This window comes from Haloarcula ordinaria, assembly GCF_029338275.1.
GTDB lineage: Archaea > Halobacteriota > Halobacteria > Halobacteriales > Haloarculaceae > Haloarcula > Haloarcula ordinaria.
The window spans coordinates 632,472-655,895 of record NZ_CP119789.1 but is presented as its reverse complement, the minus strand read 5'-3'; the positions used below and the strand labels follow the sequence as shown (position 1 = coordinate 655,895).

General features: G+C 64.1%; 21 protein-coding genes and 1 pseudogene. 11 read left to right on the top strand and 11 right to left on the bottom strand.

Annotation, left to right across the window (positions count from 1 at the left end):
- The first annotated feature begins 84 nt into the window (after positions 1–84).
- Positions 85–516: a DUF8146 domain-containing protein gene (locus P1L41_RS03420; RefSeq protein ID WP_276297470.1), complete on the top strand. Its 432-nt coding sequence runs from the start codon at positions 85–87 to the stop codon at positions 514–516.
- 97 nt (positions 517–613) lie between these two features.
- The gene (locus P1L41_RS03415; protein ID WP_276297469.1) at positions 614–790 is read left to right on the top strand and encodes a hypothetical protein; all 177 of its coding nucleotides are present in this window, start codon (positions 614–616) and stop codon (positions 788–790) included.
- A gap of 36 nt (positions 791–826) precedes the next feature.
- Here the strand turns inward: P1L41_RS03415 and P1L41_RS03410 are convergent, their stop codons facing one another.
- The 4 genes from P1L41_RS03410 to P1L41_RS03395 all read right to left on the bottom strand — a co-directional run bounded on the left by P1L41_RS03410 (position 827) and on the right by P1L41_RS03395 (position 5,252).
- Positions 827–1,279, bottom strand: a complete 453-nt coding sequence (locus P1L41_RS03410) for a DUF5814 domain-containing protein (protein ID WP_276297468.1) — start codon at positions 1,277–1,279, stop codon at positions 827–829.
- 841 nt (positions 1,280–2,120) lie between these two features.
- On the bottom strand, positions 2,121–2,891 hold the full coding sequence (locus P1L41_RS03405; RefSeq protein WP_276297467.1) for an IclR family transcriptional regulator: 771 nt from the start codon (positions 2,889–2,891) through the stop codon (positions 2,121–2,123).
- Between the two features lie 163 nt (positions 2,892–3,054).
- Complete coding sequence (locus P1L41_RS03400; protein ID WP_276297466.1) at positions 3,055–4,059, bottom strand: Gfo/Idh/MocA family protein; 1,005 nt, start codon at positions 4,057–4,059, stop codon at positions 3,055–3,057.
- Positions 4,059–5,252: a pyridoxal phosphate-dependent aminotransferase gene (locus tag P1L41_RS03395; protein ID WP_276297465.1), complete on the bottom strand. Its 1,194-nt coding sequence runs from the start codon at positions 5,250–5,252 to the stop codon at positions 4,059–4,061. Before P1L41_RS03395 ends, P1L41_RS03400 begins: the two co-directional genes overlap by 1 nt.
- 82 nt (positions 5,253–5,334) lie before the next feature.
- On the opposite strand from P1L41_RS03395, the gene P1L41_RS03390 reads away from it, so the two are divergent.
- Entirely contained in the window at positions 5,335–6,060 is a 726-nt protein-coding gene (locus P1L41_RS03390; protein ID WP_276297464.1) for an MBL fold metallo-hydrolase, read from the top strand.
- A gap of 13 nt (positions 6,061–6,073) precedes the next feature.
- Here P1L41_RS03390 and P1L41_RS03385 read toward each other — a convergent pair whose 3' ends face one another.
- The 3 genes from P1L41_RS03385 to P1L41_RS03375 form a co-directional block, all read right to left on the bottom strand.
- Positions 6,074–7,228, bottom strand: coding sequence for a M20 family metallopeptidase (locus tag P1L41_RS03385; RefSeq protein ID WP_276297463.1), 1,155 nt, complete (start codon positions 7,226–7,228; stop codon positions 6,074–6,076).
- Complete coding sequence (locus P1L41_RS03380; RefSeq protein ID WP_276297462.1) at positions 7,225–8,334, bottom strand: mandelate racemase/muconate lactonizing enzyme family protein; 1,110 nt, start codon at positions 8,332–8,334, stop codon at positions 7,225–7,227. The genes P1L41_RS03385 and P1L41_RS03380 overlap by 4 nt, the downstream gene beginning before the upstream one ends.
- Positions 8,335–8,425: 91 nt before the next feature.
- On the bottom strand, positions 8,426–9,379 hold the full coding sequence (locus P1L41_RS03375; protein ID WP_276297461.1) for an LLM class flavin-dependent oxidoreductase: 954 nt from the start codon (positions 9,377–9,379) through the stop codon (positions 8,426–8,428).
- Between the two features lie 101 nt (positions 9,380–9,480).
- Between P1L41_RS03375 and P1L41_RS03370 the strand changes: the two genes are divergently transcribed.
- Genes P1L41_RS03370 through thrC form a run of 5 tightly spaced genes read left to right on the top strand, consistent with a single transcriptional unit; the run spans position 9,481 to position 14,922 of the window.
- Positions 9,481–10,914 carry an ABC transporter substrate-binding protein gene (locus tag P1L41_RS03370; RefSeq protein WP_276297460.1) on the top strand — a complete coding sequence of 478 codons (1,434 nt, stop codon included), beginning with the start codon at positions 9,481–9,483 and terminating at the stop codon, positions 10,912–10,914.
- A 2-nt stretch (positions 10,915–10,916) separates the two neighbouring features.
- A complete protein-coding gene (locus P1L41_RS03365) occupies positions 10,917–11,831 on the top strand; it encodes a carbohydrate ABC transporter permease (RefSeq protein WP_276297459.1) in 915 nt (304 codons plus the stop codon).
- Entirely contained in the window at positions 11,828–12,664 is an 837-nt protein-coding gene (locus tag P1L41_RS03360; protein ID WP_276297458.1) for a carbohydrate ABC transporter permease, read from the top strand. The genes P1L41_RS03365 and P1L41_RS03360 overlap by 4 nt, the downstream gene beginning before the upstream one ends.
- 1 nt (position 12,665) lies before the next feature.
- Positions 12,666–13,760: an ABC transporter ATP-binding protein gene (locus tag P1L41_RS03355; RefSeq protein ID WP_276297457.1), complete on the top strand. Its 1,095-nt coding sequence runs from the start codon at positions 12,666–12,668 to the stop codon at positions 13,758–13,760.
- A gap of 4 nt (positions 13,761–13,764) precedes the next feature.
- Positions 13,765–14,922, top strand: coding sequence for a threonine synthase (gene thrC / locus P1L41_RS03350; RefSeq protein WP_276297456.1), 1,158 nt, complete (start codon positions 13,765–13,767; stop codon positions 14,920–14,922).
- A 52-nt stretch (positions 14,923–14,974) separates the two neighbouring features.
- Here the strand turns inward: thrC and P1L41_RS03345 are convergent, their stop codons facing one another.
- Entirely contained in the window at positions 14,975–15,949 is a 975-nt protein-coding gene (locus P1L41_RS03345) for an LLM class flavin-dependent oxidoreductase (RefSeq protein ID WP_276297455.1), read from the bottom strand.
- Positions 15,950–16,047: 98 nt separating this feature from the next.
- Here P1L41_RS03345 and P1L41_RS03340 point away from each other — a divergent pair, with 98 nt between their 5' ends.
- Genes P1L41_RS03340 through P1L41_RS03330 form a run of 3 tightly spaced genes read left to right on the top strand, consistent with a single transcriptional unit; the run spans position 16,048 to position 19,699 of the window.
- Complete coding sequence (locus P1L41_RS03340; protein WP_276297454.1) at positions 16,048–17,106, top strand: Gfo/Idh/MocA family protein; 1,059 nt, start codon at positions 16,048–16,050, stop codon at positions 17,104–17,106.
- Positions 17,107–17,149: 43 nt separating this feature from the next.
- Positions 17,150–18,496 carry a 7,8-didemethyl-8-hydroxy-5-deazariboflavin synthase subunit CofH gene (gene cofH, locus P1L41_RS03335; RefSeq protein WP_276297453.1) on the top strand — a complete coding sequence of 449 codons (1,347 nt, stop codon included), beginning with the start codon at positions 17,150–17,152 and terminating at the stop codon, positions 18,494–18,496.
- 39 nt (positions 18,497–18,535) lie between these two features.
- Complete coding sequence (locus tag P1L41_RS03330; RefSeq protein ID WP_276297452.1) at positions 18,536–19,699, top strand: hypothetical protein; 1,164 nt, start codon at positions 18,536–18,538, stop codon at positions 19,697–19,699.
- Between the two features lie 208 nt (positions 19,700–19,907).
- Here P1L41_RS03330 and P1L41_RS03325 read toward each other — a convergent pair.
- The 3 genes and pseudogenes from P1L41_RS03325 to P1L41_RS03315 all read right to left on the bottom strand — a co-directional run bounded on the left by P1L41_RS03325 (position 19,908) and on the right by P1L41_RS03315 (position 23,407).
- Positions 19,908–21,245 (bottom strand): annotated as a pseudogene (locus P1L41_RS03325) (purine-cytosine permease family protein).
- Between the two features lie 207 nt (positions 21,246–21,452).
- Positions 21,453–21,827, bottom strand: a complete 375-nt coding sequence (locus P1L41_RS03320; RefSeq protein ID WP_276297451.1) for a Rid family detoxifying hydrolase — start codon at positions 21,825–21,827, stop codon at positions 21,453–21,455.
- Between the two features lie 386 nt (positions 21,828–22,213).
- Entirely contained in the window at positions 22,214–23,407 is a 1,194-nt protein-coding gene (locus tag P1L41_RS03315; protein WP_276297450.1) for a site-2 protease family protein, read from the bottom strand.
- Between the last annotated feature and the right edge of the window lie 17 nt (positions 23,408–23,424).

The following is a 23,424-nucleotide window of genomic DNA, read 5'->3' as shown; positions in this document are numbered from 1 at the left end:
TCCGCCGGTTTCTTTCACCGGCTCGACGGACGTGTCATCGTCTGACAAACGATTAAATACGAGGAGCGACCATTGGGAGCTAATATGGGCAACAAAAACAAGACGATCTCCTTCCGCGTCAGCGAGGACAAGTTCGAGACGCTCCGTGAGATCGCCGAGGAGCGCGACATCTCACTGTCCGCGGTGTTCCGAGACTACGTCGACACGCTCGTCGCCCACGACGGCCAGGTGAAGGTCGCGCCGGAACACGAGCTCGAGGACGCCGCTCAGGAGAGCAATTCGGAGAGCTTCCCGCCGAAAGTCGAGGTCCCGAAGAGCTTCATCCGCGAACACGAACGCCTCGAACTGGAGGCCGAGCACCTCCGCGAACAGCTCGAAGAGCACAAGCGCTACGTCACGAAACTCCGCCAGCAGCTCGACGAGATGGACCAGGACGAGGTCATCCACCTCGAAGACCTGGATGAAGGCGAGGAGGAGGACGCCTCCTACCGCATCGGTAGCTTCGACGACCTCTGAGCCCGGCTCCGCTGTCTCTGCTCGTGTGGGTCGGTTTCTCTCTGTCCCAGCGCTCGCGCTCGAAGGCTTATGCCGCTCCGGCGACTACCGCCACGGTATGAGTCTGTTCAACCGGCTCGGCAAGAAGGTCGAGGAGTTCAAACAGGAGGCCGAGTCGGCGTCGAGAGACGAAGCGACACATCGCTGTCCAGCGTGTGAGACGGGTTTCTATACCGCGCACGAGGTGTGCCCGGAGTGTGGCCACGACGTCGTCGAGGCCCTCGATACGGCGTAAGTCCGGTGTTGCCCCCAGCCCGACCGACGTCCCCCGTCACAGCAGCCGGTTTCGCCGCTCTTGGACTTCGTCGGCGACCTCTCGCTGCCCGTCGACGTCCGCCAGCGTCTCCACCGCTTCCAGCGTCCTGACCGAGTCGTCCAGGAAAGAGAGGACGTCACCCGGGTACGCGTACAGCATGTAGTCGTCGCTCATCACGTCGACGATGGCGTCCGGGCCGAGCCCCTGTTCTCGCAGCTCGAGCAGGTAGGCCACGAACTTCCGCTCTGGACAGCCACAGTGGGGACTGGCCTCGCAGTCACAGTCCAGAAAGTCCTCCGCGAAGTCCAGCACCCGCTCCCGGGATGCCTCGTCGAGTTTCGCCAGCCCCTCGCCCTGGAAGAGGATGTCCAGCGTCGCTCCCTTGAACGCCCCCTTCGGGAAGCTCGTCTCGAGTTGCGAGCGGAGCTGCTGGTGGTTCTTGACGTAGATCTTGTCCGTGATGGCCACGCGTACGAATCGGTACGCCGCGACCGTGTAAAAGCGTCTCGAAGCCACCCCGGAGTCGTAACGTATTTCTGTGACAGCGAGGTATCTACGGTTGCTTCAGCAGGCGTGTCCGGGCTGGGGTAGTGGCATCCTTTAGCCTTGTGGTGGCTAAGAGGCGGGTTCAATTCCCGCGCCCGGACCTCGTATTTCTCCCGTGACGTGGCGTACAGAGCGCCGCTCATCGTTGCCTCGTTCCGGTGTTCGTCTTGTTCGTGAGAGACGTATGGTATCCCTCATTGACTGCCAAGTGCGCAGTTTTGATTCTGAAAACCGTCACTATACTAGAAAAGACCATCTATGCAGGTATAAAATCAGAGTTCACTTACTGAATGGGTTTTATATAACTAAAAACTCGTTTAGTATAGCAAATTAGCGAGACATGTAAATATATACCTTTTCTGAGTCCCTCTAACGAATTTTTAACTATATACTCTCTAAATTCGAATACATCTTTCGAATTTCCTCTCCGGCTGTGACCCTGTGGTCGCTGTTTCAGACTGGTCTGCCACCCGTCTCGCCAGCCGATGACGAATCTGGCCCAGTCGACCTCCGAACGACGTCGCTCATATCATTGGTCTTCGAAGCCATCAGAGAGCGATTCGGCGTTTCAATAATGTTGGAACAGCCACTTCTGCACATCAATGTTGGATTCTGGCGCTGTCGCGAATCTTCAGCAAAATATATCGAGTGTACGCCTGTTATTATACCCGGCAGGTATTCCTCACGATTATTTACTCGGTTTCGACGTAGTACTTCGACGGGCGTTTGCGTTTCAACAGTGCCGGAACAAGGGGCTGAGCGGTCAGTAGTTCCGCAGCTTTATCTCGATGACATTGACTGAGTCGTGTATCTGTTGTTGTAACTCGTCGATACGTGCGTCGCTCAGCTTACTCATCGGGCCGGATATCGAGATAGCACTCGGGATTGTGTTCTCGAGGTCGATGGGGACACCGACGGCTCTGATGCCTTCGCGGCGCTCCTGGGCCTCGACAGAATAGCCACGATCCCGGATTTGTTCGAGGTCGGCGTAGAGGTCCTCCCGGTTGTCGATGGTGTACTGCGTCGCTTTCGGGAGGCCACAGTCGTCGACGATGGCGTCGACACGTGGCCTGTCGAACGTCGAGAGCATGGCCTTCCCGAGGGCGGTCATATGCATGTGTGCGTAATCGCCGGTTACGGGCTTCTGCGTGACGACGTCCGGCCCTTCTGACTTGTAGGCTAACACGCGCTTGTTGTTCTCTTCGATGCCGAAGTCGACGGCTTCGCCAGTGCGACGGGCGAGCGCGTCGACCTCGGATTTCGCAGCCTGGTATATCTGCAGGCGGTGCCGGACGTAGCCGCCGTGTTTCAGAAATCTAAGCCCGAGGTGGTACTCGTTCTCGTCGCGGACGATGTACCCGGTGTTCGCCAGCGTTTTGAGATAGATGTGGGCTGTGCTCGGCGGGATGTCGAACTCGTCTGCGAGCTCCGACATCGTCATCCCCTCGTTGGTCTCAAGCGCTTCGACGATCCGGAACGCCCGGATAACCGATTGCAACTGGTCTGTATCCGTGTCCGCGTTTGGGTCGGTCATTTGGTGTTTCGTACCAACAACGTCGAGTGTTTTATCCTTTTTGCACACCTAACCAACACTCTTGAAACTGACTTCACTTTATCCGGAGAAATCAGGGTTAGGCATCATTTCGGGCGGGAATATTGCGAAGTTTCAACAGTGTTGGAAACCGCCCGTGGAAGTCTCACTCCGCTGTCTCGACGGCTACCGACGTGCCTGTCTCGGTCGCGGTGTAGATCGCGTCGGCGACGGCCTGTGCGTGTGCTCCGTCGCGAATCGTCGCGAGCGGTTCGGCCTCGCGCTCGCCGCCGATTGCACGCGCGAACGCGTCGATTTGTCGTTTGACGGCGCCATCCATGTGGTCGTTGACGACCGGCCAGTGGCGGACGTCCGGTCGGTCGTAGCCGGATGCGCCGTTGACCGTCAGGGTCGTTCCGGGTGTGTCGGCGGTCGCGGTCCCGTCCGTGCCGACGAGTTCGAGCGCCGCATCGATTCCGCCGGGCGTCTCGTCGGGGAGGACACCGTATCCGGTGAGCGTACCGACGGCCCCGTTCTCGAACGAGAGCGTCGCGTGCATCACGTCGGGCACGTCCACGGACGCGAGTTCGCCCCGTCGCTCGATGCCGGTCACCTCGCGGATCTCGCTGCCGACGACCCACCGCATCGCGTCGATATCGTGGACGTTCATGTAGTACAGGGGGTGGCCGCGGCCGCCGATTCGCTCGGACTCACCGCGGGTGATGCCGCGCTTGGCCCTGACCGAAATCGGGTCACCGACTGTTCCCTCGGTGACCGTCTCGCGGAGGCCGGCGTAGCCAGTGTCGTACCGGAGGATGAAGCTCACGCCCGTCACCGTGTTCGTCTCCTCGGCGAGGTCGGCCAACGCCCACGCCTCGTCTGTGTCGACCGTCACCGGCTTTTCGAGCAACAGGTGTCTGTCGTGTTCGAGGACGGTCCGCGCCTGGTCGGCGTGGAGCGTCTCCGGCGTCGCGACGACGACTGCATCGGCGTCCTCGACGGCGCGGTCGAACTCCGTTTCGGCCGTGGCCCCGTGCTCGGCCGCGACGGCCGCTGCGGTTTCTTCGTCCACGTCGACGACGCTGGTCAGCCGGAGGGTCGGATGGTCGGCGACCGCGTGTGCGTGGTTCCGTCCCATGAAGCCACAGCCGACGACGGTAACGTCGGTCATCAGACGCCCTCCGCCTCGAGGAACTGGCCGATACGCTCGAACCCCTCGGTAAGTCGGTCCTCGTCGGTGGCGAAACTGACGCGAAGGTGGTCGTCGACGTCCGCGCCGAACCCGACGCCCGGTGCGGTGACGACGCCGTGTTCGTCGAGCAGCCGCTTCGAGATTGTCATACTGTCTGCATCGACCGACGAGACGTCGAGGAACGCGTAAAACGCTCCTTCGGGCCGGGGACAGGTGACCGTCGGGAGAGCATCGACTAAGTCTACGAGGAGGTCACGTCGCCGGCGGAACGCCTCGTACATCTCCTCAATTGGCGCCTGGTCACCGGTCAGGGCGGCCAGCGCGGCGTGCTGGGAGACGCTCGGTGCGCACGCGACGACGCTCTCGTGGAACTTCGTCGCGGCGTCGACGACCGGTTCCGGCGCGGCGAACCAGCCGACCCGCCACCCCGTCATGGCGTAGGTCTTCGAACAGGACCCGAGCGTGACGACGTGCTCCGGATGGTCGGTCGCGTCGGCGACGGCGGTGGCCGTCGTATCGTAGACGAGGTCCTTGTACACTTCGTCGGCGACAACGACGGCGTCGTGTGCTGCTGCGGTCGAGACGATTCGCGCGATCGCGTCGCGGTCGTACACCTGTCCGGTCGGGTTCGACGGCGTGGTGAGCAATACGAGCGCCGTGTCGTCGTTAATCGACGCGGCGAGTCGCTCCGTATCAAGCGCGAATCCCTGTTCCCGGTCGAGCGGGACCTCGACGTACTCCCCGCCGACCATCGCTGTCTGTGTGCGGTAGTTCGGCCATGCAGGTGTCGGCACGATGACTTCGTCTCCGGGGTCGACGAGCGTGAGAAACGCCAGCGAGAGCGCTTCCATCGCCCCGGCAGTGACGATGACGTTCGCGTCGGGGTCGTACCGGTGCTCGCTGGTGATGTCGTCGGCGATGGCCGCCCGCAGTTCCGGGAGTCCCGCGTTCGACGTGTAGTGAGTCGCGCCGCCCTCCGCGGCGGTGGTGGCTGCCTCGGTGATGTGGGCGGGCGTATCGAAGTCCGGCTCGCCGATCTCCAGGTGTACCAGGTCGTCGTCGTCGTACTGCTGTGCAAGATCGAACATCTCCCGGATGGCGGAACGTTCGAGCCCGAACGTTCGTTTCGCCAGCCGCGTCTCCGGATGCTGCTCGCTGCCTTGTGGACACATGAACGGTGATTGTGTTCCGACTCTTCTTATACTTTCCCTGTCGACCATCGAAGTTAGGTGTCCCGCCCGCGAACGCGGTCCTATGCAGCTATCGAAGGACCTGGCACTGGTCGGCTCCGGCGACGCACGCCTCAGCAGCCAGTACGACTGCAACGTCTACGCGATTGCCGCCCCCGATGGGACGGTACTCGTCGATACCGGCGCCGGCGAGTCGGTCCCGGAACTGCTCGACCGTGCGGAGACGGCGTTTGGTGAGGTGACACACGCGTTGTTGACACACGCCCACGCCGACCACTCGCAGGGCGGCCCGGCGTGCCAGCGACGCGATATCGATATCGTTGCGAGCGAGGCGACCGCACGACTGGTCGGCGACGGGAACGAACGGGAACTCGGCGTCGACGTGGCCCGTGACGAGGGCATCTACCCGGCCGACTACGAGTACGAGAACTACGCGGTCGACCGAACGTTCGCTGCCGGCGCGGCTATCAACGTTGCGGGTCGTCGATTCGAGACGGCTCGCGTGCGTGGCCACGCGAGCGACCACGTGGTCTTTCTCACCGAGACCGCCGACGGGACGACGACGTGCTTCGTCGGCGACGCGGTGTATCCCGACGGGTCGATCAGCCTCCTCAACGTCCCTGGCTCGTCGCTCGCCGACTACCGCGCCGACATCGACACCCTCGCCGACCGGGGCGTCGACCGCCTGTTACCCGGGCACGGATTACCGTTGCTGGCCGACGGGCAGGACGCGATCGACGAGGCGAGACGCGCCCTCTCGGGCATGTCGACGCCGCCGTCCCGGACGTAAGCGAGAGGAGAGGTTACACCAACCGGTGCAACGCTTCCTCGTACACTTCGGCGGCCGTGACGAGGTCCTCGACGGCGACGGACTCGTCGACGGTGTGGGCGTCCTCGGTGAGGCTCCCCGGACCGAAGTGTGCCGTCGGAATCTCCGCGTCGTGAATGAGGAACCGAGCGTCGGTCGCCGCGTCGAAGCCGACGAGTTCGCTCGCCGCGCCAGCCGCTTGCCCGACGTCGAGCAGCGCCGAGACGAGCTCGTGGTCGTTGCGAATCTCGCCGGCTCGGGCGAACACCGTTCGTTCGAGATCGAGGTCGAGCGATCCGCCGTCGACGCTGAGCTCGCCGACCGCGTCTCGGAGCCGCTCGTCGAACGGGTCGGGTTCGGTCGTCCCCGGGAGGAACCGCCAGTCGATGGTCGCCTCGGCGCGGTCGGCGACCACGTTCGGGGCGATGCCACCTTCGACTTCGGTCACGGTGACGTCTTCGTGTGAGAGTACCGGGTGCGAGGTGGATTCGAGTTCGTCGTCGAGTGACTGGACGCGTCCGAGCAACGCGTCGAGGCCTTTGATGGCGTCGCGTCCTTCGTCGGGTTGCCCGGAGTGACAGCTCTCACCGTGGACGACGGCTTCGTAGCGGGCGACGCCTTTGATTGCCGTACAGACGTTCATCTCGGTCGGTTCGCCGACGATGGCGACGTCGGCGTCGAGCCCGCTCTCGACGAGTGCGCGCATCCCCGACCCGCCGTGCTCCTCGTCGACGACGAACGCCAGGACGACCTCGCCCGGGTCGTCGGCGCGTTCGACGTACCGTTCCGTGGCGACGACCATCGCGGCGAGCGCGCCTTTCATGTCGGCGGCCCCGCGGCCGAACAGCCGACCATCGCGTACCGTGGGCTCGTAAGGCCCGCTCGTCCAGTCCGCCTCGCTGGCCGGGACGACGTCGGTGTGGCCGTTCAGTACCACGCTCCCGTTCGCCGGGTCGCCGACGCGGGCAACGACGTTCGGCCGGTCCGGGAGTACCTCGGTCGTCTCGACGGTGAACGGCGTGGGCGACTCCTCGAGGCGCGTTTCGAGCCACTCGGCGACCGCGCGCTCGTCACCGGGCGGGTTCTCGCTCGGGCGGGCGATGAGCTCGCTCGCCAGCTGCACGACCGGGTCGTCCGAACCGACCGTCATTGTTCGATCACTGTCTGCTCGGTGCGCAGGGTGGCCAGCGCGTCGCGGTCGAGTTCGACGCCGAGTCCGGGGCCGTCGACGGAAATCTCAGGGAGGTCGGTCGCGAGGTCGGTCACGCCCGTCTCGGTCATGAACGGCCCGACCATCTCGTTCCAGATGACGTTCTCCTGTGAGAGGACGAAGTGGACGCCGGCCGCCGTCCCGATTCCGCCTTCCACCATCGACCCGAGCTGGGTCGGGCGCTGCGCGGCCTCCGCGACGGCGTTGAGGCGGACGGCCTCGGAAATCCCGCCGGTCTTCATCAGCTTGATGTTGAACATGTCGCCGGCGTCTCGCTCGATGAGGTCGAGGACGTCCGCAGGGCTCTCGACGCTCTCGTCGGGCATCACCGGGATGTCGACGCGCCGTCGGAGTTCGTGCAGGTCGGCCACGTTGTCGTTGTCGACCGGCTGTTCTATCACGTCGATTCGGTCACCGATATCCGAGAGGGCGGCCAACGCCGTCTTCGCGTCGTCCCAGCCCTGGTTCGCGTCCGCTTTGAGGCTCACGTCGTCGGGGACGACCCGGTCGATCGCCGCGACACGCTCGGCGTCGGTCGCCGGCGCTTCGCCGACCTTGATCTTGATCTGGCGGTAGCCCTCGTCGACGGCGGCTGCGGCGTCGTCGGCCATCGCCGACGGCGACTTGATGCTCAGTACTTTCGGCACGTCCAGTACTGGCTCGGTCGCGTTACCGCCGAGGAGGCGATACAGCGGCATCTCGGCGGCTTTTCCCCGGATGTCCTGCAGCGCGATTTCCATTGCGGCGTGTGCAGAGGGCGCCCCGTCGACCAGGCGCCACATCTGTCCACGGACGCGCTCGATGTCGAGCGGGTTCTCCCCGACGACGAGCGGGGCCAGGACGTCTTCGATGACGGCGGCAGTCGACCGCTGTGTCTCGCCGGTCACCTCGTAGGCCGGCGCGCCCTCACCGAGTCCGACGATGCCGCTGTCGGTCTCGATCTCGACGATGACCCGTTCGAGTTCGGGAATCGGTTTCAGGGCCGTGACGAACGGTTCGTACAGCGGAATGTCGTACTGGTGGACGGTGACACGTTCGATCTCCATGGTTCGGTTTCTGACGAGCGAGAACTTGAAACTTCGCGTCGGAGGCCCCCGTCACGTCTGGCCTCGGCCCGTCGGCGGCCGGCCCTGTCTCTCAGAGCGACGGCAGAATCTCCTCGCCCGCGATGCGGTAGAACTCGTCCTGTTCGTAACTCACGTCCGTGATGACGACGTGGTCCACGCCCTTCTGTTCCTGTGTCGTCACCCAGTCGAGGACGTCGGCCGGCGTCTCCGCGAGTAGGAAGGCCTCCTGTATCTCTTCGTCTGTCGCGCCCTCGGCAGATTCCTGGAGGACCCGTGGGTCGGTCTCGTCGAAGTTCTCGGGGTACAGGGTCGAGGCGAACGAGTTGCGTACCCGCTCGGTGAGCCGTTCGCGGTCGCCAAAGCCCCCGACGGTCTGCATGATTACGTCGCCGTCGCCACCGTTGTCCCGGTAGGTGTCGATGACGCGCGCCTTCACGTCGGGGACGTTCGCCAGGGTGATGAGGTGGTCCGCGTGGTCGGCAGCGAGCCGAGCGCTACTCGGACCGGTGGCCGAACAGTAGACGTCGAGTTCAGTCGACGGTTGCTGGTAGGGGTACACCGGGTCGAACTGGAAATACCGGCCGTCGTAGTCGAAGAACTCGTCGCTCTCCCAGTAGGTCCGCATGATGTCCAGCGATTCGACCAGCGCGCCCGCGCGGTCGCTCCAGTCGGGCCACTCGTCGACGAAGGGGTGTTCGTTCATCAGCTCGCCCGTGCCGACGCCCAGTCTGAATCGACCGGGGAACAGGTCGTCGATGGTTGCCACGGCGTTGGCGACGACCAGCGGATGGTACCGGTACATCGGTGGCGTGACGAACACGCCGGTCGGGATCGACGTCGTTCGTTCGAGCGCGAGCGGGAGCCACGACCACGCGAACGGGGCGTGACCGTCCTTGTGAAACCACGGCTGGATGTGGTCGCCGAACCAGACCGCGTCGAATCCGGCCCGCTCGACGGATTCGGCGCGGTCGAGATAGTAGCCCGGAGAGCGATACATCCCACCGAGGTCGATGCTCATCTCCATACGCGACGTTCGGTCGAATGGGAGATAATCGTTGTGAAGGGCGCACCGACGCACAGACCTCAGAAACACTTATATAGTTGTATGGTGACCACGCACATGTTATGCCAAAGCACAGTAGCAACGGTCCAGTTTCGCGTCGGCGTTTCATCAAGACCACAGCGGTGGGGTCAGCGGTGGCCCTCGCCGGGTGTTCCGGTGGCGACGGCGGTTCGGGTGACGGCGGCGGTGGCTCTGGTGGTGACGGCGGCTCTGACGGTTCGAGCAGTGACGGCGGCTCGAGCGGTGGCGGCAGCCCGACCGAGATCACGTTCTGGCACCAGGAGGGCGTGCCACACCGCAAAGAACAGTTCCAGCGGTTCACCGACCGGTTCAACGAGGAACACGACGAGGTGCAGGTCACCGTCGAAGGCCAGACGTGGGGGAGCGTCTTCAGCAAGCTGACGAGCGCCATCGAGGCCGGCAACCCGCCGGACTTCATGTTCTCGCTGCCGGCGTTCACGATGACCTTCCAGTCCCGCGGCGACCTCGTTGACGTCAGCGACATCGTCTCGGACCTCCAAGAGGAACACGACATGTACGAGAACACCATCAGCCCCTTCCAGTACGACGGCGGCACGTGGGGGATTCCGATGTGGGACATGGTGTTCCTGAACCACTTCCGTACGGACACGCTCGGCCAGACCGACGCCTGGCCGCCCCAGAACTGGGACGAGTGGCTCCAGGCCGCGAGCAGTATGACCGACGGGGACAACTACGGCATCGTCCTCCCGGCCGCGAGCAACCTCTGGACGACGGAGAACCTGTACAACCTGATGATCAACAAGGACTCGTACGTCTATGGCCCCGACGGGAACGTCATGTTCGACACGCCCGAGACGGTCGAGGTCCTCGACTTCTACAAGCAGATGTTCAACCAGGCCAGCCCGCCGGGCGCGACCGGTTGGGGCTGGGGACAGTGGGAGACGTCGCTTCTGCAGGGAACCGCGCACTCGACGACCGGCTTCTCGTCGTGGATGCGCCGCCTGACCGAGACGCAGTACTCGGACGACTTCGGGGCGATGCAACAGCCCTACCCGGACGACGGCCAGGCCGGGAGTATCCACTACGTCAACGACATCATGGTGTTCAACGAAGAGAAGAAAGACGCCATCGGCACCTTCGTCAAGTGGCTCCACAGCGCGGGCACCTACGGCGAGTGGCTGGCCAACACCGAACCGACGCTGTACCTGCCCGTGACCGCCACCGGCGAGAACTCGGACGACTTCTGGAACCACGAGGTCGTCAGCCAGTACGAGTCGTCGGTCCAGGCGCAGTTCGAGGCGCTCCCCGACGCGCGGCTCTACGGCTTCCGCGACATCCACGTCGAGAACGACCTCTACATCCCGAGCGTCGGGACCCTCGAATCGTCGAACGTGCTCGCGGACGTCGTCCAGCAGCTCGTCGTCTCGGATCGGTCGCCCGAGGAGGCCGCAAGCTGGGGGCAGTCCAAACTCGAGGAGGCGCTCGGCGTCGGCCCGAGTAGCCAACTCAACTAACGATGTCGACCCAGTCGAATATCGAGGCAATACAACGGGCCGTCGGGGACCTCGACCGAGAGACATCGCTCGGCATCCTCCTCGTCGTCCCAGCAGTGTTCGTTATCTTCGTTGCACTGGTCATCCCGTTTGTCAACGCCATCTGGATCAGCTTCCTCGACCGGGCGAACGACACGTTCGTCGGGCTCGCACACTACCAGTGGTTGTTCAGCGAGAGCTCGTTCTTCGCGACGCTGGGCCGGAGCCTCGGGTGGACCGTCGGCAACATGGTTCTCCAGGGCGCTGCAGGAATCGGTCTCGCGCTGCTGCTCCACCGCCGGTTCACCGGGCGGGACGTGATTCGGACGGTCATGCTGGTCCCGTTCGTCATCCCGACGGCTGTGACCGCCATCATGTGGCGGTGGATACTCAACACGTCGTACGGCCCGCTCAACACGTGGCTGACCGACGCTGGCCTTCTCTCACAGCCCGTCAATCCACTCAACGACCCGTCGACAGCGCTGGCCGCCGTGACGCTCATCAACACGTGGCGGTGGACGCCGTTGGTCGCGCTCGTCGTCTTCGCGGTTCTCCAGACGATTCCGCGTGAGGAGTACGAGGCTGCTCGCGTCGAGGGCGCGGGTATCGTCGACGAGTTCGTTCACGTCACGTATCCGCACCTGCAGAACTCGATGACGATTCTCGGACTGCTCGGGTTCCTCCTCACGTTCAACATCTTCGATATGATCTGGCTCCTGACGAACGGCGGCCCGGTACAGACGACGACAACGCTCGCCGTCCTCATCTACGATACGGCCTTCGAGATGCAGAACATCGGACGCGGGACGGCGGTCAGTGTCGTCCTGTTCATCCTGCTGAGCGTGTTCGTGTTCCTGTACTTCCGCCAGGAGGAGTTCCAGGAGGGTGATTTCGCATGACGGACTACGCGACCCGTCGGCGCGCGGCCAACGCCGCCCGGTTCGTCCTGCTCGCCGCTGCACTCGTGGTCTTCCTGTTCCCGTTCTACTGGATTCTGCGAACGTCGATTCTGCCGACGCAGACGATCTATGAGAGTATCAGTCCCATCCCGACCGACTTCACGCTCGCGCACTACCAGGCTGCGATCGACAACGGGTTCCTGAACGCGATCGTCAACAGCCTCATCGCCGGCGTCGGGACGACCCTCCTGACGACGGTCGTGGCGCTCTTCGGAGCGTACAGCATCCTCCGGTACACCTACCCGGCCCGGCAGAAAGTGGCGAAGATGGTGTTGCTGACGTACATGTTCCCACACGTCGCGCTGATCGTCCCGATGTATCAGCTCGCGGCCGACCTGGGCATGCTCGGCAACCCGGTGACGCTCGTCATCGTCCACACGATGCTCGCGCTCCCGTTCTGTATGTGGATTCTCCAGTCGTTCCTCTCGGACATCCCGCGCGAACTCGAAGAGGCCGCGCTCGTCGAGGGGGCGACGCAGTTCGGCGCGTTCGTCCGTATCACCGTCCCGCAGGCAATGCCGGGTATCATCGCCGCCGGTACGTTCGCCTACATCATGTCGTGGGGGGAGTACATGTTCGCGTACGTCCTCCTCACGACCGAGAGTAGCCAGACCGTGCCGGTCGCGCTGCAACAGCTGCTCGGCTCGTACGCCATCGACTGGGGGCTGCTGGCCGCCGCGTGCGTCCTCTCGACGCTACCGGTGTTGGCCCTGTTCTGGTTGATGGCGAAGTACCTCGGCGAAGGTATCGCCAAAGGCGCAGGTGTCGTCTAACATGGGAACTATCGAACTCAACACGCTTCGGAAGGAATTTGGAAGTCTCGTGGCGGTCAACGACCTCGATCTGACGATTACCGAGGGGTCGTATACGATGATCCTCGGTCCGTCCGGGTGCGGGAAATCGACCACGCTCCGGATGATTGCGGGCCTCGAACGGCCGACCTCCGGGGATATCTTCATCGACGGGAATCGAGTCACTGACTACCCGCCCCGAGAGCGAAACCTGAGTATGGTGTTCCAGTCCCTGGCACTGTGGGACCACAAGACCGTCCGGGAGAACATCGCGTTCGGCCTGAAGATGGACGACGTGCCGAAGGCCGAACGCGAGGCGGCGGTCGACGAAGTCGCCGAGATTCTCCACATCGAAGACAAACTCGACCAGTCGCCGGCCTCGCTCTCCGGCGGCCAGCAGCAGCGCGTGGCGCTCGGACGGAGTCTCGTGCGCGAACCGGACGTAATCCTCCTCGACGAACCCCTGTCGAGTCTGGACGCCAAGCTCCGTCTGGAGATGCGCGCCGAACTCTCGCGCATCCAGCAACGCATCGGGACGACCTTCGTCCACGTGACCCACAACCAGGAGGACGCGATGTCCATCGCGGACGAGATCATCCTCCTGAACGACGGGGAGCTCCAGCAGTTCGGCAACCCCCTCGAACTGTTCGAGGCGCCGAACAACGAGTTCGTCGCCAACTTCATCGGGACGCCGAGCATGAACCTCATGGACGCCACCGTCGACGCCGGGAACGCTACTATCACGACCGACGGGTTCGCCCTGTCCGTCCCCGACGCCATCTGCGCACGGGCGGGCGCCGACCGGGTCCGACTCGGGATGCGCCCGAGCAACATCCGGCCCGTGACGAACGGTGAGGCCGACGACGGCCCGTCGTTCGAGGCGACGGTCTCGATGGTCGAGACGTTCGGTGACGCGAACTGGTACTACCTCGATACGGGGACCGACGCCGAACTCGTGATGAAGAGCGCAGACGAGGAGCACGTCCGCTCGATCAGCGCCGGCGACGAACTGACGGTCGGCGTCCGACCGGACGCGATCCACCTCTTCGACACCGACTCCGGCGAGGCCTACAGCTGACCCTATGGCCTTTCGTTGCCAAGCGTGCGGGACAGTCGTAACCGACGTGCGCGCGACGTGTGACCGTTGCGGTGGCTTCGTCTGTTACACGGCGTCCGACGAGCGTGACCTCGAACGGGCCATCGACGGTGACCCGACCGCGGCGCTCCCGTCGTTCGAGACGTCGCTCTCGATGGGCGAAGGGGAGACGCCCCTCGTCCCCCTCACACACCTGGACGTCGGGCCGACGGTCTCCGCGAAACTGGAGTCGCTGAACCCCACCTGTTCGTTCAAAGACCGCGGCAGTTCGCTCGCCGTCGCCGCGGTAGCAGACCCCGAGACGTCGTGGGAGTCAATCGTCGTCGCCAGCACGGGCAATACCGCCCCGAGCGTCGCGGCCTACGCGGCCCGGGCGGACATCCCGTGTGCCGTTCTCGTCCCCGACGGCACCTCGCTGTCGAAACTCACGCAGGTCGCGGCGCACGGCGTCGAGATCTACACGCTCGACGGGACCTTCAGTGACTGCTTCCAGGCCGCACAGCAGATCAGCGACGACCTGATTCTCAACGCGACAGCGGTCTACTCGGCAAATCCCTTCGTCGCGAGCGCGAACCGAACGGTCGCCTTCGAGCTCGTCGAGCAACTGGAGTCGGTCCCCGACTGGGTTACGGTACCGGTCGGCGCCGGCCCACTTCTCGGCGGGGCGCACCGCGGCTTCGTCGAACTGTTCGAGGCCGGCCTCATCCCGTCGGTGCCCAAGATGCTGTGTGTCCAGGCCCGCGGCTGTCACCCGATTACGCGGGCCATCAAACGAGACGAAGCGGTTCGGCCGTGGATCGGCGAGATAACGACCGAAATCGGTGCCATCGCCGACCCGCTCCAAGGGTACCCCGAAGACGGCGAGCGGACACGCCGTTCGGTCGTCGAAAGCGATGGTGACGCGGTCGCCCTCGACGACGAGACAGTCCACGAGTGGACGGCGCGGCTGGCCGGCCGTGAGGGCATCTACGCCGAACCGGCAAGCGCCGCCAGCGTTGCGGCCGCCGCCACAGCGCCCGTCGCCGACGACGAGACCGTCGTGGCGCTGGTGACCGGACACGGGCTGAAAGAATCGGTCGATTCGACCCTCGAAACGACGAAACTCGACGACTTCGCGTCGCTCCGATCGGCACTCCTCGGGTGACGTGGGAGCACCGCCCGCAGCGAGATGCGGGCGTCTCGTCTTCTATACGGTGCTACTGGAACTGTGGGGCCACGTCCTCACCGAACCGACGGATGCTGTTGAGGGCGGTCTCCTGGTCCATGCCGCCGAACTGCGTCCGGAAGATGAAGTGGTCGACACCCATCTCTTCGAACTGCTCGACCTTCTCGGCGACCTGTTCTGCCGTGCCGATGACACACTGGTCCTCCACGTCCTCGAAGGTCGGGCGTTCCTGGAACTCCGGATTACCCCACTTGATGTACTGTTCGTGCAGGTCGAGCATGTACGGGTCGAGCGCCTCGTAGGCCGCTTCTTCGGTCTCGGCGACGTAGCCGTCGACCATGATCGTCACGTCCGCGTCGTCGGGGTCTTTGCCGGCCTCCTCGACGGACTCCTTGTACAGCTCGATGTCGGCCTCCAGCTCTTCGGGGACGGTCACCGCGGCGGTGAACCCGTCACACCGGTAGGCCGCGCGCTTGATGGCCACGTCGGCGTTCCCACCGCCGTACAGTTCCGGCCGTGGCTCCTGTGTCGGCTCCGGGCGGACGAACCCGTCGTCGAACGAGAAGAAGTCGCCGTCGTGGTCGAACCGGTCGCCCTCGAGCAGTCGCTTGAGGACGTGAATCGATTCCATGTAGCGACCGACCCGGTCGTCCATATCGACGCCGAAGTTCACGAGCTCACTCTCCCGATAGCCCAGTGAGAGGCCCCACCGCGTGTCGCCGCCGTTCATCACGTCGATGTTCGAGATCTGCTCCGCGAGGTGGATGGGGTGGTACGCCGGGAGGATGAGGATGTTCGCCATCAGCCCGAGCGAATCGGTCCGAGCGGCGAGCGCCGACAGACAGGTGAACGGGTCGTAGAACCCGTCGTCGTAGAAGTGACGCTCACCCACCGCGGCCGTATCGTATCCCAGTTCCTCCATGACTTCGACCTGTTCGAACAGGTCGTCGAACGTCGTCTGGTACCGCTCGTCACCGTACTGGTTGAGATACACTCCGAATTCCATGGGACGATATATCATGACGCGCACGCTCATATAACGCTTGTTGTCCGTTCCCCGGGTTTTTTGCTGCTGTCGCCCGCGTCGTGATTCGTGACCGTCTCGTGACACTCGATGTCGGAATCATCGGACTCGCATCGTTCTACGGGCCCGCGTTCGCCAGTCGCGCCGCCGACAGACCCGACTGCTCGGTGGTGGCGGCGACTGCCGGTGACGTCGACGACGAGGCCCTCTCGTCGCTCTCCCGACCGACCCCGTCGGCGTTCGCCGCGACCTACGACTGCGACATCTACGACGCTATCGAGCCCGTCCTCGAGGCGTCGGACGTCGTCGTCGTCGCCACGCCGACCTCGCGTCGCGCGGCCGACGTCTGCCGGGCACTCACAGCGGGCGTCCCGACCCTCGTCGCGAAGCCGGCGGCCGACGGCTACGACGGTGCCCGTCGAATCGCCGAGGCCGCCGACGGGGACGTCCCGGTCGCTTTCACGACACCTGCGCGGTACGACGACGCGGTCATGGGTCTCGCCCGACGCGTCGAAGGGGGCGCCGTCGGCGACGTGGTCGCGATCCGGGCACAGATTCGCCACGACCGGGTTCCGGCGGCCGGACTCGAGGCGAACGCCGAACACGCCCCCGGTGAGGCCGGGAGCGTGTACGCGATGGCCGTCTACACCGCCGATGCGCTCCTGTGGCTGGCTGGCGCAGACCCCGAGCACGTGACTGCGACGTACACGAACCGGAATTCGCCCCACAGTACGCACCCGGACATCGGGACCGGGACGGTGCGATTCGCCGACGGGACGCTCGGGACGATGACGATGACCTACAGCACCGACTGCCGCGAGCAGTGGGGGAACTGGGAGGTGGAGGTCGTCGGGACGGACGGCATCGTCCGGACGGGCCATCACGGGTACGAGGGGATACACTGGCACGGCGGCGACCCCGACGACCGCAGCGCGACCGCCTTCGCCCGGACGACCAGTCCCGTCCTGGAGCGGACGTTCGACGCCTTCGTCGAGACGGTCGACGGGTCGCGCCCCTGGAACACGCCGACGCCGGACGAGATGGCTGCCGCGCTGGGCCTCTGCCAGGCCTGGGAATCTGCCGACGCCACGGGGCCGATGTCGTTCGAGACGTGGCCGCCGACCGCATTCGACGGGTGATAAAAGGTTATGAGTACGTCGACCGGTGTTCGTAGCAAGGCGCATGACCACAGTCCCTACCGGTGTCCCCCGTGATTCGTTCGACTTTCGACACCGCCCCGAGACCGACCAGTCCTTCGAGAACGCCCTGGCGAAGGCGCGTGACGGGGCGCGGCTCACTGTCGACGACGCGATCGAGCTGTTGACGACTGGCTCGGAACGGGAGGGAATCGACCCGCGACGGAAGGAACGGGTTCTGGAGGCGGCCGACCGCCGTCGCGCCGAGGTGGTCGGTGAAGAGGTGACGTTCGTCGCGAACCTCAACAACAACGTGACGACGGCCTGCAACACGGGCTGTCTGTTCTGTAACTTCAAGGACCGTTCCGAGCAGTTCCGCACCGAATACCAGGAGTCCCACGGCGGCTTTACGAAGACGCCCGCCGAGTCGCGCGACATCGTCGCCGACGCCGTCGAGCGCGGTATCTACGAGGTCTGCTCGGTGTCGGGGCTGCATCCGGCGCTGGCGCTGGACGCCGAGCACCGCGAGATTCTGGAAGCCAGCGAGCGGGGCGACCTGAACTACCGCTCGCCCAGCGAGTACGATGTCGACCCGGGCACGTACTGCGAGCAGATTCGAGCGATGGACGTCGGCGGGGTCCACGTTCACTCGATGACGCCCGAGGAGGCCTACCACGCCCGGCGCGGCACCGACTGGGCCTACGAGGAGGTGTTTCGCCGACTGAAAGCCGCAGGACTCGACAGCGTGCCGGGGACGGCCGCCGAGATTCTCGTCGACGAGGTGCGGGAGGTCATCTGCCCGGGGAAAATCGGGACCGACGAGTGGCTCGAAGCGATGGAGGCCGCCGCGAACGTCGGGCTGGGTCTGACGGCCACGATAATGTACGGGCACGTCGAGAATGAGGCCCACCGGGCCATGCACTTAGAGCGCGTCCGTGAACTGCAGGACCGAACCGGTGCCATCACTGAATTCGTCCCGCTATCGTTCGTGCACGAGGCGACGCCGCTGTACGAGCGGGGGATGGTCGAGGGCGGGGCCAGCACCGCCGAGGACGAGTTGCTGATCGCCGTCTCGCGGCTCTTCCTGGACAATATTGAGCACATCCAGTCGTCGTGGGTGAAGTACGGCGACAGCCAGGGGCTGAAGATGTTGACCTGCGGGGCCGACGACTTCATGGGAACCATCCTCTCGGAGGAGATAACGAAGCGGGCGGGCGGCGACTACGGCGAGTTCCGGTCGGTCCGCGAGTACGCGGACATGATACGGGCCATCGGCCGGACACCGGTCGAGCGCTCGACGGACTACGAACACCGGCGGGTGGTCGACCCCGACGCGGACGTGGTCGGGCCCCAGCTCGGGCCCAGGGCAGACGGCACGCCGCTGCTTGAGTGACGGCACAATTTCTTTATCGCCCGCGTGAGAGCTGTCCCCATGGACTTCGCACTCTGGGCGTATCCGTGGGACCTGCTGGACGAGGGCGTCGAGAACGTGGCTACTCGCCTCGAGGAGATCGGTGTCGACGAGATCTCCCTGGCGACGAACTACCACTCGGTACAACCGTTCTTACCACACAACCCGGAACGGAAGACGTTCTTCGCACACGCGAGTTCGTACTTCCAGCCCGACGAGTCACGATACGGCCGCCTCGAACCCGTCTCCAACGAGACGATGGGGGAGGCCGACTGGCTCGCGGAGATCGCCGACGCGATCGCGGATACGCATCTCTCGTTGAACTCCTGGACGATCGGCTGTCACAACTCCCGGCTCGGGATGGCGAACCCCGACCTCACGCTCACTTCCCCGTTCGGCGACTCGCTCGCCTACGGTCTCTGCCCGTCCCAACCGGCCGTCCAGGAGTTCCTCTGTGGGCTCCTGTCCGACCTGAGCGAGCGCGCACCGTTCGACCGCATCGAACTGGAGACGTTCGATTACTTCTATGGGACCGGCTTCGGCTGGCACCACGACAAGTACCACGTCGACCTCGGGACGCTCGGGGAGTTCCTGTTCGGGCTGTGTTTCTGCGAGGAGTGTCAGGCCACCGCCGCCGACGCCGGCATCGACGTCGAAGCCGCCCGAGACGCGGCCCGTGACGGGCTCTCGGCGTGTATCGACGGGGACCTGCCGGCCGACGCGAGCGTCGCGGGGTGGCTCCAGATGCATCCCGAGCTCGCCGACTACATCGCTGTCAGGACCGAGACGCTGACCGAACTGTACGCGGACCTCAGCGCAGCGGTCGGAGACGATATCGACCTCGGACGGTACGCGGGCTTCTTCGAGGTCGAAGACGCGTGGATGCACGGCGCTGACCTCGACGCCCTGGCCGAGCATCTGGACTACTACACCGTCATCGACTACGAATCGAGCCGCAAGGCCGCCGTCCAGCGCATGCGGACGGCAAATCGCCTCACACCTGATATCCCGCTCCACGCTGGCGTCCTCCCGGGACACCCCGCGATAGACGACTCGGCGACCGTCGTCGATATCGTCGATGGACTCGCCGACGCCGGCGCCGAACGCGTTTCGTTCTATAACTACGGACTGTTGCCCGAACGAAACCTCGACTGGATCGGTGCCGCGACGCAACCGTACCGATAACCGCTCGCGCGGGTCGACTTCTTCGTTCTGTTCGGCGGTGTGGCCCTCGTTCTCTGGGTTACCGTGGCCCCACTGGACACGCACGCGTCTCACCCAGGGCCGACAGAACTTGGTCTGTTCTCAATGCGACGATTCGCTGCCGCCGCTCTCGGATGCGTACAGCGACACACTGGCAGAAAACAGAGGAGCGATATCCGTCTAGAAGCGGTTAGTCCGCCGTCCGGGCGCTTCCGGACGAGCGGCTACTGATCCAGTTCTCGACGGGGTTCTTCAGGCCGAAGTAGATTACGCCAGCGACGAGTGCGGACGACAGCGCGGGGACTAGGTATGCCGCCCCCGAGAGGCCCGGAATCCAGCCGTTGGCCCAGATTGCGTACGTGGCTCCGATTACCCACGCGATAACCGCTGCGGGGTGCCAGCCGCTAAGGTACCAGTACTTGCCGCTGCGCTGGAACAGCGCGTCCCTGTCGAATCCCTTCTCGAAGAGGAAGTAATGCACCAACAAGACGCCCGTCGTCGGCACCAGCGTGATGGTGAGGGCGCTGAGGAATGCGGTTATCCCACCGAAACTGAAGATACCGCCGATGGCGAGAACCGTTCCGATGATACCGGTGAGCGTCGTCATCTGTACGCGCTCCAGCCCGGTGAGCTATGACAGCGCGATGCCGCCGACGTAGACGTTCGTGACGTTCGTCGTCCACGAACCGGCGACGAGCAACAGGAGCCCGACCCAGCCGAGACCGAGTTCGACCATGATGTTCACCGGGTTCCAATCGCCCGCGGCCAGCGCCGCGAGGATACCGATCGCCGCGAGGACGGTGCCGAAGACGACCCACGCGAGGGTGGCCGCCGCCGAGACCGATCGAAGTTTCTCAACCGAGCCGTACCGACCGTAGTCCATCGCGACGATGAGGAAGGCGGCCGTCGCCGCGGGGATGACGTTCATCGCCGCCCAGAACGACATACCGCTTCCGCCTGCGCCCGAGAAATCGACGCCGAACTGCGTGACGATCTGGTAGACGACCAGTGCGAGCAGGACGGTCATAATCGGCACGGCGATCTTGTTCAGTACCTCGATCCACTCGTAGCCGAAGATCGCGACCGAGGCCATCAGCAGTCCGAGGACGAGCGCCAGTATCTCGAACATGTACGGGAACTCGATACCGAAATTCGTGAGGATGCCGGCGGTGCTGGAGGCGACGATTCCCGTCTGGACGCCGAACCAGCCGACCGTGGCCAGGACGGTCGCGAGAGCTGGAATGACGCGGCCGTTGATGCCGAACGCCGACCGCATCGCTGTCGTCCCGGCCGTGCCCTCATTCGCCGCGATATAGGTCCCGAGATATACGATTACCCCGACCAACACGACACTGATGACCACGGCTGCGATACCTGTCACCAGTCCTGCGCCGACGGTCAGCGACCCAAGCAGGAAGTTGGTGATGACGATGCTGAATCCGGCCCAGATGGTGAATATCTGTAAGAATCCACGCGTCCGCTCTGATTCCGGAATTACATCTACCCCTTCGGTTTCGATTAGCGCCATTGCAGTTATCACACTCTCGACATCGCTCAAAAAGCTTGTGCTAGACACTTTCACACAGGTTCGCCACACAGCGGGGGACGGGCGGCTGCTACCGCACTTCTCGTACAGGTGGACTCTCCTACGGTGTGGTCGCGCCGACCAGCTGTGACACTACGGGAATCGATGAATGTGCGGTCTCCGCGAGAACACCACGATGACGTTACGTGGTTATCTCTCCGCGACGACTTCTATCTCGACGTCGATATCGACGGGCAGCTTTACGACCTCGACAGCACTCCTGGCCGGATAGGGCGGCGACATGAGGGTTCCGTACACTTCGTTGACCTCGTCGTAATATCGCATGTCCTTGACGAACACTGTCGATTTGACGACGTCGTCGAGTGACGCGCCGCCGGCTTGCAGGACGGCTTCGACGTTCTCCAGCGTCCGCCGCGTCTGTTCTCCGGGCGTACCGGGGACGACTTCGCCCGTCTCGGGGTCGACCGGTCCCTGGCCGGAGACGTAGATGCGGTCGCCTGTCGCGATTCCCTGTGAGAACGGTCCGATGCTATCCGGTGCGTCGTCGGTCGTGAGTTCTTCCATGGGCACGTGATTTCACTGCTACGTACTCATCCGCTTCGGTTCGGGCTGAGACTCGATACGGAGTCGGCCCGGGAACAGAGCGCTAGTGGCACCGGATACGAAACGATATAGTGGCCATACATATTCGCTTTCAGTATTTTGGGAGCACTACCTCCGACATATTGGAACTATACTACCCGAAACTCTCTCTCGAACACAAAACTCCGTCAAAGAGAATTTTATCTCTACTATATGGGGACACTCTCGCGTCATTTATGATATCTGTTTCTGAAACTCGCCTTTCGTTTTATTTACTCACTCCCTCTGGATGTCGATCTTCAGATATCGGCAGTACGCAACGATTCAGTGACCGGAGCGAGACATGCTCCTGGGAGCGCCATCCGACCTCAGGGCTCGGGCCGAATCGTCTGTGAGTCGGACGAGTTCAGCGCGCCGTACTCGCTGCTGGATTTGATGATCGAGAGTGCCGTCATGATGTCCGAGCGCGTCAGCAGCCCCAGGAACTCCCCCGCCTCGTCGGTGACGAGCAGTCGGCCGACGGAGTTCGCCTGGAGTTCGGTCAGCGCGTCCATCACGGGGCGGTCGGGCCCGATAGTGAGTATCTCGGTGGTCATCACGTCGCCGACGGTGTAGGCGTCGCGCTCGACGTCTCGGACGGCGCGAGCGTCTTCGAGGGCGACCAGGCCGACGACCTCGCCGTCCTTCTCGACCGGGTAGCCGGTGTGGCGCTCCCGGAACATCGTCTGGATGAGCTCGCGGACGGACATCTCGGGGGTGACCGAGGTGACGCGGTCGGCCGGCGTCATCACGTCCTGGACGGTGACGCCCTCGAAGGCGGCGCGCATCGAGGTCTGTCGGGCCTCGCCGGACGCCCCGATGTAGATGAAGAAGGCCAGGCCGGCCAGGAAGATGTTGCCGACGACGAACAGGCCAAAGAGGCCAAGGAAGACGGCGAACAGCTTCCCGACCTCGGCGGCGATTTTCGTCGCCCGGGCGTAGGGCCGCCGGCGGGCAAGCAGGGCGCGGAGGACCCGCCCGCCGTCCATCGGGAAGCCCGGAAGCATGTTGAACACGGCCAGGGCGATGTTCATGAGCGCGAGATACGCGAGGACGAAGCGCAGTGCCTCGAGAACGACCGACTGGGTCCCCGGGATGAGGGCGAACGCGACGTACGACAGCACCCCCAGTACGACGCTCACGATGGGGCCGGCGATGGCGATGGCGAGCTCCTGTTTCCAGTTCTCGGGCATCTCGGTGAGCTGGGCGATGCCGCCGAACAGCCAGAGCGTGATGGAGTCGATGGGGTAGCCAAAGCGGATGGCCACCAGCGAGTGGCCCAGTTCGTGGAGGACGACGCCGCTGAATAGGCCGACGGCGGCCGTAATTCCGAGCACCCAGACGAGGTTGCCGTTCGCCAGCATCGCCGGGTCGAGCCCGGCGGCAAGCACCTCGTTCAGGAACCCGGTGGTCTGCTCGACCTGCGTCCCGATGATCCAGGCGAACAGGGGCAACACTAGCAGGAACGTCAGGTCGAGCTGGATGGGAATCCCGAACACGCTCCCGATACGGAACCGGCGCATACCTGCAGTTGTCGGGG